10 protein-coding genes are annotated in these 8,560 nt (G+C 41.5%); 3 read left to right on the forward strand and 7 right to left on the reverse strand.

The genetic code is table 11. The features are described from left to right. Positions 1 to 145 precede the first annotated feature (145 nt). Together pnp and rpsO are read right to left on the reverse strand one after the other, a co-directional pair. Positions 146 to 2,248, reverse strand: coding sequence for a polyribonucleotide nucleotidyltransferase (gene pnp, locus N2257_04975; GenBank protein MCX7793741.1), 2,103 nt, complete (start codon positions 2,246 to 2,248; stop codon positions 146 to 148). A 3-nt stretch (positions 2,249 to 2,251) separates the two neighbouring features. Continuing rightward, positions 2,252 to 2,521 carry a 30S ribosomal protein S15 gene (rpsO, locus tag N2257_04980; GenBank protein MCX7793742.1) on the reverse strand — a complete coding sequence of 90 codons (270 nt, stop codon included), beginning with the start codon at positions 2,519 to 2,521 and terminating at the stop codon, positions 2,252 to 2,254. Between the two features lie 119 nt (positions 2,522 to 2,640). On the opposite strand from rpsO, the gene N2257_04985 reads away from it, so the two are divergent. The 3 genes from N2257_04985 to N2257_04995 are packed head-to-tail and all read left to right on the forward strand — an operon-like array spanning position 2,641 to position 5,554. Next, a complete protein-coding gene (locus N2257_04985; GenBank protein ID MCX7793743.1) occupies positions 2,641 to 3,951 on the forward strand; it encodes a nodulation protein NfeD in 1,311 nt (436 codons plus the stop codon). Positions 3,952 to 3,991: 40 nt separating this feature from the next. Next, positions 3,992 to 4,753, forward strand: coding sequence for a slipin family protein (locus N2257_04990; protein ID MCX7793744.1), 762 nt, complete (start codon positions 3,992 to 3,994; stop codon positions 4,751 to 4,753). A gap of 48 nt (positions 4,754 to 4,801) precedes the next feature. Then, entirely contained in the window at positions 4,802 to 5,554 is a 753-nt protein-coding gene (locus N2257_04995; GenBank protein MCX7793745.1) for a TVP38/TMEM64 family protein, read from the forward strand. Here N2257_04995 and N2257_05000 read toward each other — a convergent pair. The 5 genes from N2257_05000 to N2257_05020 all read right to left on the reverse strand — a co-directional run. After that, positions 5,541 to 6,515: a ketoacyl-ACP synthase III gene (locus N2257_05000; protein MCX7793746.1), complete on the reverse strand. Its 975-nt coding sequence runs from the start codon at positions 6,513 to 6,515 to the stop codon at positions 5,541 to 5,543. The genes N2257_04995 and N2257_05000 overlap by 14 nt on opposite strands. 4 nt (positions 6,516 to 6,519) lie before the next feature. Continuing rightward, positions 6,520 to 7,563 carry a phosphate acyltransferase PlsX gene (plsX, locus tag N2257_05005; protein ID MCX7793747.1) on the reverse strand — a complete coding sequence of 348 codons (1,044 nt, stop codon included), beginning with the start codon at positions 7,561 to 7,563 and terminating at the stop codon, positions 6,520 to 6,522. Next, positions 7,560 to 7,748, reverse strand: a complete 189-nt coding sequence (gene rpmF, locus N2257_05010) for a 50S ribosomal protein L32 (protein MCX7793748.1) — start codon at positions 7,746 to 7,748, stop codon at positions 7,560 to 7,562. Before rpmF ends, plsX begins: the two co-directional genes overlap by 4 nt. Before the next feature lie 3 nt (positions 7,749 to 7,751). Then, the gene (locus tag N2257_05015; protein MCX7793749.1) at positions 7,752 to 8,264 is read right to left on the reverse strand and encodes a DUF177 domain-containing protein; all 513 of its coding nucleotides are present in this window, start codon (positions 8,262 to 8,264) and stop codon (positions 7,752 to 7,754) included. Between the two features lie 104 nt (positions 8,265 to 8,368). Continuing rightward, positions 8,369 to 8,560 (reverse strand): transposase (locus N2257_05020; protein ID MCX7793750.1); only part of this gene is annotated, 192 nt, incomplete at its 5' end.

Consider the following 8,560-nt stretch of genomic DNA (forward strand, 5'->3'; position numbering starts at 1 on the left):
AACAAAGGCGGAAATGCAATATTACCGTCACTATCACGGATTAGTGATAACACAGGTTATTAGTTTAACAGATTTAGCTTTTTAAATGGCAGGCTATGGCAATATTTTAAAAAAACTTTATAATTCAAATAGTTATAATAGATGTCTAAATCCGGGCGGGTCGTCTTCCCTTATCCTCCTCCTGTACGGCCTCTTTTCTGCTCAATTTTATCCTGCCCTGACTGTCAATTTCTGTTACTTTAACAAGTACCTCATCCCCTTCTTTAAGCACATCAGTGACTTTTGCAATCCTTTTATGGGATATCTGTGATATATGGAGAAGTCCTTCGGTGCCGGGCAGTATCTCTACAAAGGCACCGAAGTCAACAATCCTTTTTACCTTGCCGAGATAAATTTTACCCACCTCAGGTTCTTCAACAATTCCTTTTATAATTTCTATTGCCTTCTGTGCAGAGCTTTCATCTGTGGCAGCGATATTCACTAGACCGGAATCCTCTATTTCTATCTTAACGCCTGTCTGCTCTATAATGCTTCTTATAACCTTTCCACCAGTGCCTATAACGTCCCTTATTTTATCCTGTTTTATCTGTATGGTATATATTCTCGGTGCATGGGGTGCAAGGGTCTCCCTTGGAGCAGCGATAGCCTCTGACATTTTTCTAAGGATATGGAGCCTGCCTTTTCTTGCCTGTTCAAGGGCCTCCTGCATAACCGATCTTGAGACCCCTCCAATCTTTACATCCATCTGGAATGCGGTAATGCCTTCTTCAGTGCCTGTTACCTTGAAGTCCATATCTCCAAGATGGTCCTCCAGCCCAAGGATGTCTGTTAGAATAGTATATCTGTCCTTTTCTGTAATAAGACCCATTGCTATTCCAGCAACTGGTGCCCTAATAGGCACTCCGGCATCCATTAGAGCAAGGGTGCCTGCACAGACAGTTGCCATGGAGGATGAACCATTTGATTCAAGGATATCGGAAACAACCCTTATTGTATAGGGGAAAACCTCTTTTGGTGGTATTACCGGTTTCAATGCCCTTTCAGCAAGTGCGCCGTGACCGATTTCTCTTCTTCCAGGTGATCTCAGTGGCTTTACCTCTCCCACACTGAAGGGTGGAAAATTGTAGTGAAGCATAAAAGCTTTATAGGTCTCACCCTCTAGACTGTCTACCTTCTGTTCATCTTCATGGGTTCCCAGTGTTACAGCTGCAAGGGCCTGTGTTTCACCTCTTACAAAAAGGGCAGAGCCATGCGCCCTGGGTAGAAGTCCGACCCTGCAATATATATGTCTTATCTCATCCGGTCTTCTTCCATCAGCCCTGATACCCTCATTAAGGATCATTGACCTGACGAGGTTTTTCTCAAGCTCATTGAATATCAGGGATATCTCTCTTTCTCTTCCTCCTTCAGGATTGAGTGTCTTGATTGTCTCCTCAAGAAGCATATCAAGGGCTGCCTGTCTCTGCTGTTTTCCTGGTATCCGTATAAATTCCTTCATCTTTTCAAGACAGAAGGCATTTACCTTCTCTTTAAGCTCTTCATCAACGGGAATATCAATGGTGGGTCTCTTTTGCTTACCAGCCAGTTTTCTCAGTTCATGCTGAATGGGCAGAATCTTTTTGATCTCCTCGTGGGCAAATTCTAGGGCTTCAAGGATAACAGATTCTGAAACCTCATCTGCTCCGCCCTCAACCATAACCACTGCCTCTTCTGTAGCTGCTACTACAAGATTAAGATCAATCCTATCTGCTTCTGAAAGATCTGGATTGACCACGAATTTTTCATCAATCCTTCCAACCCTTACTGCACCTACCGGACCATTAAAGGGAATATCAGACACCATGAGGGCAGCAGACATGCCAATAATTCCAAGGATATCTGCAATATTTTCATCACCATAGGAAAGGACAGATACTATACCCTGAGTTTCATAGAAAAAGCCCTTTGGTAAAAGAGGCCTTATGGGTCTATCAATAAGCCTTGAGGTGAGTATCTCCTTTTCAGATGGTTTGCCCTCCCTCTTGAAGTAACCACCTGGTATTTTTCCTGCTGAATAAGCCTTTTCCTGGTAATCTATGGTTAGGGGAATAAAATCAAAAACCTCTGATGCTTTTTTTGCTGCAACTACAGTGGCTAAAACTACTGTGTCACCATAGGTTGCAAGTACTGCTCCATCTGATTGTTTCGCAATTTCACCAGTTTCAAGGCTGAGTTTTTTGCCTCTAAATTCAATCTCAACTCTTTGCATTCTTTATTTTCTTAATCCAAGCCTTTCTATAAGTCTCTCGTATCTTGACCTGTCAACAGTTTTGAGATAATCAAGTAATTTTCTTCTCTGACTGACGAGTTTTAGAAGGCCCCTTCTTGAATGATGGTCCTTTCTATGAATCTTGAAGTGTTCAGTGAGGTAGTTAATTCTTTCTGTTAAGATGGCAACCTGTACTTCAGGAGAACCTGTATCTCTGTCATGGATTCTGAAGCTCTCCACAAGTGTTCTCTTCTGTTCTTTGGTCAGTGCCATTATCTCACCACCTTATTTAAAAAGCTTTACCTGACGAGGCCAGGAAACATGTGAATTAAGAATAACATAAATAAAGGCATTGAGACAAGTCTTGGCATATTGTGATATAATTTAAAAGTATGAAAAAAATACTTGCTAAAATCTCTTTACTATTTTTCTTAAATCTATCGCTGGTCCTTTACACTTCCTATCTAAATGCAGATGTTCCTGTTCAATCCACCGATATCATGGTCCTGAAGGTAGATGGTGTCATAAATCCCGCCAGAGCTGAGTTTGTTGTTAAGGCAATAAAAAAGGCAAATGATAAAGGATATTCCCTTATAATCATGGAACTCGATACACCAGGTGGTCTTGATACCTCCATGAGAACAATTATAAAAGAGATGGTTGGAAGTGCTGCACCTGTGGTCGTTTATGTATCACCAAGTGGTGCAAGAGCAGCATCAGCAGGTGCCTTTATAACCATCGCCTCCCATGTTGCTGCTATGGCTCCTGGAACAAATATAGGAGCTGCTCATCCAGTGGCAGTCGGTGAAAGAATGGATAAGGAAATGGCAAAAAAGGTTACTAATGATGCAGCTGCTTACATAAGGAGTCTTGCTGAGAGCAGGGGAAGGAATGTAAAATGGGCTGAGGATGCTGTCAGAAAGAGTGTATCTGCAACAGAAAAAGAGGCACTTGAACTTAAAGTAATAGACCTCATTGCAAAAGACAGAGAGGAACTTCTTAAAAAGATTGATGGCATGAAGGTCAGGACCGTTTATGGAGAAAAGATTATAAGAACTCAAGGAGCAAAGATTATCTATGAGGAGATGGGATTCAGACAGAGGATTCTTGATCTTATAAGTGATCCCAATGTCGCCTATATCCTTATGCTGCTCGGAATATACGGTCTGTTCTTTGAACTTACAAATCCAGGAAGTATTTTCCCCGGTGTGCTTGGAGGAATATGTCTTATCCTTGCCTTTTATGCCTTCCAGACACTTCCTGTGAACTATGCAGGTATTCTCCTGATAATTCTTGCCATTATACTTTTCATTCTTGAAGTAAAGATAATCTCCCATGGCATTCTTACCATAGGAGGGATAATATCAATGATAATTGGTTCAATAATGCTTTTTGAAAGCCCTGCACCATTTTTTAAGCTTTCACTTTATGTAATACTACCTGCTGTCATTATTACAGCATTATTTTTCATCATAACCTTCGGGCTTGCATTTAAGGCCTGGAAGAGAAAACCTGTTACAGGCGCTGAGGGGATAGTGGGTCTTGAGGGCATTGCAAGGACAGATATAAAGGATGATGGCATGGTATATGTAAGGGGTGAGATATGGTCCGCAATGAGCGATGAACCAATAAAAAGCGGTGAAAGGGTGAGGGTAGAGGCAGTCTCGGGTCTAAAACTCAAGGTCAGAAAGATAGAACACTGAAGACCTTGTCTTCAGAAAAATTCATTAGGGAGGATAATCTATGATTCCACTGAGTTTTTACACATTCATTGTAATAATCTTTCTTGTTCTTTACTTTCTTTCCAGTGCTATAAAAATATTGAAAGAATACGAAAGGGGTGTTGTTTTCAGGCTGGGTAGACTCATACCTGTTAAGGGTCCGGGTCTTGTAATAATCTGGCCTATCATTGATAGGCTTGTGAAGGTTAGTTTGAGAACAGTTACCATGGATGTTCCACCGCAGGATGTTATTACAAAGGATAATGTCACGGTAAAGGTTAATGCCGTTGTTTATTTCAGGGTTGTTGATCCTGCAAAGGCAATAACAGAGGTTGAGGACTATTATTATGCAACTAGCCAGATAGCCCAGACCACATTGAGAAGCATTCTGGGGCAAAGCCAGCTTGATGATCTTCTTACAAAAAGGGATGAGCTCAATGCAGAGCTCCAGAGGGTAATAGATTTCCAGACAGAGCCATGGGGAATAAAGGTGACAGCAGTGGAGGTTAAGAATGTTGATCTTCCAACAGAGATGCTCAGGGCAATTGCCCGCCAGGCAGAAGCAGAGCGTGAAAGAAGGGCAAAGATTATTCATGCAGAGGGTGAGCTTCAGGCTGCCCAGAAACTTGCTGATGCCGCAAAGATAATCTCATCTGAACCAGCAGCACTTCAACTTAGATACCTCCAGACCCTCCTTGAGATATCTGCTGAGAAGAATTCCACCATTATATTCCCTGTGCCAATTGACCTCTTAAAACACTTCATAGAAAAACTTAAATCTTAAAAAATTTCATTAAGGGGAAGTGAATTTACTTCCCCTTTCTTAACCATCTTGGAAAGAGAAATTAAAAAGATAAAGCACAAAAATAGAATCTGGTTAAGACTCGCTTTACTTATTCTTCTGGTTGGTGGTCTAACCTTTATTTTTTATGAAACAGGATTAGTCCATTATTTCATCGATAAAGAAAGGATCCTAAGTTTTTTAAGACTCTTCGGCCCATTTTCCTTTGTTGGATTTATTTTGCTTCAGGCATTACAGGTCGTTGTATCACCAATACCTGGTGAGGTGACAGGTCTTCTTGGTGGTTATCTCTACGGACCTTTCCTTGGCGTGATTCTATCAACCATTGGCCTTACAATCGGTTCGTATGTTGCCTTTAGCCTTTCAAGGGCATTCGGAAGGCCCTTTGTTGAGAGATTTGTTGATAAAAATACAATAGCAAGGTTTGATTATCTCCTTCATCACAAAGCAGCCTTTCTTGTCTTTTTACTCTTTCTGATACCGGGTTTTCCAAAAGATTATCTCTGCTATATCCTTGGACTGGGACATCTCACAACAATGGAATTTCTGCTAATAGGTGGTGTAGGAAGGCTATTTGGAACAATTCTTCTGACTCTTGGCGGTAGTTATATAAAGCATCATCAGTATGGAAGATTCTCCATACTTGCTGGTGTTGCCATAATAGTAGTGCTTATTGCCCTGGCATACAGGGATAAGATTGAGAGGTTATTCAGGAAATGGCATATATATCAGTATTATAAAAAGAAAAGAGAGCGAAAAAAGAAAGACACTACCACTTTATAAGAGCCGAACCCCAGGTAAGTCCTCCACCAAAGGCTTCAAGCATTATGTAGTCACCTTCTTTTATCCTTCCCTCTTCAAGTGCTTCATCAAGGGCAACAGGAATTGATGCAGCAGAAGTATTGCCGTATCTCGTGAGGTTTACAACAACCCTTTCCATGGGAAGCCCCAGCCTTTCAGCAGTAGCCTTTATTATTCTTAAATTAGCCTGGTGCGGTATGAGTAGAGAAAGCTGTGAAGGTTTGAGGTTATTCTTTTTCAAGGTCTCTATCACCAGATTTTCAAGAGTTCTTACTGCAACTTTAAAAGTCTCATTTCCCTTCATCTTTATGTAATGAAGTCTCTTTTCAACTGTCTCCTTTGAGGCAGGAGTTAAAGAGCCGCCTGCAGGAATATGAAGAAGGTCCCAGAGTCTTCCATCAGAATAGATATCTACAGAAAGTATTCCCCTTCCGTGATCAGGTACAAGCACAGCTGCACCAGCACCATCACCTAAAAGCACACAGGTTGTCCTGTCCTGCCAGTCAGTGAATTTTGAAAGGACCTCTGCTCCGACAACAAGGATCTTCTTATATTTCCCAGATTTAATAAAGGCATCAGCCACTGAAAGGGCATAGATAAAGCCCGAGCAGGCTGCATTTATATCCATTGCTGCTGCATTCACTGCTCCAAGTTTTTTTTGCAATATGCAGGCAGTTGAGGGAAGGGGCATATCACCGCTTACAGTTGCAACTATAATGAGGTCAATCTTTTCTACTTTCAGCTGGGCCTTTTTAAGTGCCCTTTTAGCTGCCTCAAAGGCAAGGTCTGAGGCTGCCTGATCAGGCCTTGCAATTCTCCTTTCTTTTATTCCTGTTCTCTCGGTAATCCATTCGTCAGAGGTATCAACCATTTTTTCAAGGTCATGGTTGGTCATAACCCTTTCTGGCATGTACGATCCCGTGGATATAATGCGGCTCAGCATTTATTCAGCTGGAGACTCCATTATAGGCAGGAATTTCTAAGTTGATAGACTCTTTTATCCTTGATAGTTCCTGAGATATTGTCATGTAAAGACCTGCCTTTGCCAGATTAGCAGCCACCAGGATGGCATTCTTTATTGCCTTTGCCGAGGAGCGTCCATGGCTTATTATACATGTGCCATTAATTCCAAGAAGAGGTGCGCCACCGTATTCTGCATAGTCTGTCTTTTTTTTGAATCTCCTGAGGGCTGGTTTCATAAGCAGATAGGCTATCCTTCCTGTGGATATATCTGATATCTCTCTCTTAAGCATCTTCATTATCACCTCTGCCAGCCCTTCACTCATTTTAAGAACAATATTACCTATAAATCCATCACAGACCACTACATCAGCATCACCAATGAAGAGGTCCTTTCCCTCTATATTCCCCCTGAAATTCAGACCGGATGCTTTAAGCAGTCTGAAAGCCTCCTTTGTTAGCTCATTGCCTTTTGTATCTTCTTCTCCAATACTGAGAAGTGCAACTCTTGGGTCCACAACTGAGAATACAGCCCTGTAATAAGCAGCACCCATGTAGGCAAATTCAAGGATGTTTGATGGTTTACAGTCCACATTTGCACCGGCATCTATCAGAACAAAGGGTTTTTTTAAGGTAGGTAGAGATGCAGCTATAGCCGGTCTGTCAACACCAGGAGACTTTCCAAGTAGAAAAAGGGCAGTTGCCATAGCAACACCTGAATGGCCTGCGCTGACCACGGCATCTGCCTCACCATCCCTGTGAAGCTCCACAGCACGTTTTATTGAGGAGTCCTTCTTTCGCCTCAGTGCCTGGGAGGGTGACTCATCCATTGCTATTACCTCTGATGCGTGTTTAATGGTGAGCCTTTCCTGAGGATACCTTTTTTTCTTTTTAAGCTCTTCTTCAATCCTTGAGGCATCTCCAACAAGGATTACCTCTATTTCAGGGTATTCTTTCAGGGTTTCGATAGCCCCCTCAACAGTCACCTCAGGAGCATGATCTCCACCCATTGCATCAAGGGCTATCTTCATGACTCCTTCTCAATCACCTCAAGTATCTTTTTCTTGTTGTAAGAACCGCAGTTAGGACATACCCTGTGAGAAAGGGTAGGTTCATGGCACTCAGGGCAGTTTATTATGTTGGGAATATTGCCCTTCCAGTTTGCTCTTCTCTTATCTCTTCTTGACCTTGTGTGTCTGTGCGTCGGATTTGGCATAATCTATTCTCCTTTTTTTAGAAGTTTTTTTAATATTGCAAATCGCTCATCTATTGCCTCACCAGGACATACGCAGGAGCCTGTGTTGAGATCTGTGCCGCATCCCGGGCAGAGCCCTTTACAATCTTCACTGCATAGAGGTTTCATAGGTATGTTTAATAAGATTTCTTCTTCTATAAGACTATCTATATCTATCTCGTCTCCTGAATAAAAATCTACCTCCATCTCATCATCATGAAGCTCATAGACCTCATCACCTTTAAGTTCTGAAAGCGGATGATAGGTTAAGGATATATCCAGAGAGACTTCTTTTTTAAAATTATTCAGGCACCTGCTGCAGGTCAATTCAATTTCTGTAGATGTATACCCCTTTACAAATATCTCTTTACCTACCTTATCAACTCTGAGCTCTCCCTTAAGTGGAGATGTAATCATTACTGCCTCAGAGATAATTGTAAGGTTATCAAGATTTAGATCAAGACCCTCTTCGGGTATTTCTGAAATTATAAGTTTCATTTCCAAAGAACATCTCTGTGGAATTCCACAGACCCCTTTTTGTTTTTATTAATTATATGGCTTATTAAAGATTATTGTCAAGACAGGATATAAGTAAGGTAATGTCAATACTTCTGTGTAAATTCATTTAATGGTTTTATCCTCCAATGTTCATTTAACCGGCTAATTACTGCATAGACTATCCTTTCTATGCTTGCTGTGTTGTTAAAGCAACTCATTGGCCTCGTCCTTCTTCTTACTTCTCTGAATGCTCTCTCTATTACATTCGTTGTCCTTAGCTTCACCCACAGTTCCTT

The sequence above is a fragment of the Thermodesulfovibrionales bacterium genome (genome assembly GCA_026417875.1).
In the GTDB taxonomy this organism is placed as follows: domain Bacteria; phylum Nitrospirota; class Thermodesulfovibrionia; order Thermodesulfovibrionales; family CALJEL01; genus CALJEL01.

Coding starts and splice junctions, on each gene's coding strand:
- pnp (MCX7793741.1), bottom strand. CDS start 2,248: ATGCAAAGAGTTGAGATTGAATTTAGAGGCAAAAAACTCAGCCTTGAA.
- rpsO (MCX7793742.1), bottom strand. CDS start 2,521: ATGGCACTGACCAAAGAACAGAAGAGAACACTTGTGGAGAGCTTCAGA.
- N2257_04985 (MCX7793743.1), top strand. CDS start 2,641: ATGAAAAAAATACTTGCTAAAATCTCTTTACTATTTTTCTTAAATCTA.
- N2257_04990 (MCX7793744.1), top strand. CDS start 3,992: ATGATTCCACTGAGTTTTTACACATTCATTGTAATAATCTTTCTTGTT.
- N2257_05000 (MCX7793746.1), bottom strand. CDS start 6,515: ATGCTGAGCCGCATTATATCCACGGGATCGTACATGCCAGAAAGGGTT.
- plsX (MCX7793747.1), bottom strand. CDS start 7,563: ATGAAGATAGCCCTTGATGCAATGGGTGGAGATCATGCTCCTGAGGTG.
- rpmF (MCX7793748.1), bottom strand. CDS start 7,748: ATGCCAAATCCGACGCACAGACACACAAGGTCAAGAAGAGATAAGAGA.
- N2257_05015 (MCX7793749.1), bottom strand. CDS start 8,264: ATGAAACTTATAATTTCAGAAATACCCGAAGAGGGTCTTGATCTAAAT.